Origin of the sequence: Kitasatospora sp. NPDC093558 (genome assembly GCF_040683475.1) — a bacterium.
Taxonomy (GTDB): domain Bacteria; phylum Actinomycetota; class Actinomycetes; order Streptomycetales; family Streptomycetaceae; genus Kitasatospora.
The window spans coordinates 1-1,049 of sequence record NZ_JBFBDY010001396.1 but is presented as its reverse complement, the minus strand read 5'-3'; the positions used below and the strand labels follow the sequence as shown (position 1 = coordinate 1,049).

Below are 1,049 nucleotides of genomic sequence, written 5' to 3'. Positions count from 1 at the left end.
GGCGCCGCGCGGCCAGGCCCAGCACCGTCGACGCCCCGAACGAGTTCCCGGCGACGTGGGCCGGCGCGAGGCAGAGCACCTCCATCAGCGCCGCGAGGTCGTCCTCGTCCTCCGTCCGGGACCCCTGCCCCGGCGGGCGCCCGCTCCGGCTGTGCCCGCGCCGGTCGTAGACCAGCACCCGGTACCTCTCGGCGAGGGCCGGCAGGACGGGCACCCAGTTGAGGTGGTCACCCCAGGAGCCGTGGACCAGGACGAGCGGGTCGCCGTCCCCCGCGAGCTCGTAGAAGAGGTCGGCGCCGTTGACCCGGACCCTTGGCATACGACGGCTCCTCACCCGCTCACCCGCGGCACGACGGTTCCCCGACCATTCAGGCACCACGGCGCGCGGGCGGCAATCCGGGGGACGGCTCCACGCCCTACGGCAGGTAGTACATCGGGTTCGGCAGCTTGAAGCCCTTGTCCGCGTGGCCGCCGGACAGGTCGCTCTGCTGGTCCCCGAAGTTGCCGACGATCTCGTAGCCGAGGTCCTCGATGTGGGCGCGCGTGCCGGACTTGTACTCGATCACCGAGCACTTCGCCCCGCACGCCAGGTACGGCGCGGGCGAGGCCGGGTTCTTCAGGAACAGGTGCGCCTCGTCCGCCGCCGGGTACCCGACGGCCGCGAGATTGGCGGCGGTGGCGGCCCGCTGGGCCTCCGGGCGGCCGGTGATGTAGAAGACCGTGTACCCCTGCTGCTGGGCCCAGGTCGCCAGGTCGTTCATGCCGAAGACGGCCGGCATGGTCTTGGTGGCGATGTACTTGGCGTTGCTCGCCGGGTTGTAGACGAAGGTGGTCTCGAGCTCGTAGTTGTACGTCGACAGCGAGGTGTCGTCGACGTCGAGGACGATCGCCTTCTTGCCGGAGCGGTCGTGCTTGATCTGCTGGGCCAGGTACTTGCGGGCCTTGGCCTCGATGCCCTTGACCTGCTCGGCGTAGTTGCTGTCCGGCGACGGCCAGTGCTCGCCGTTGGCGTCGACGGTGTCCCCGTAGTACGCCTTGATCTTCGCCAC

Annotated in this window: 2 protein-coding genes; both read right to left on the bottom strand. The window is 70.4% G+C overall.

From position 1 onward, the window contains the following. Window positions 1-319 (bottom strand): alpha/beta fold hydrolase (locus AB0O00_RS41295; RefSeq protein WP_363659792.1); only part of this gene is annotated, 319 nt, incomplete at its 3' end. A 97-nt stretch (window positions 320-416) separates the two neighbouring features. Next, on the bottom strand, window positions 417-1,049 hold a 633-nt coding region (locus AB0O00_RS41290), incomplete at its 5' end, for an HAD family acid phosphatase (RefSeq protein ID WP_363659791.1).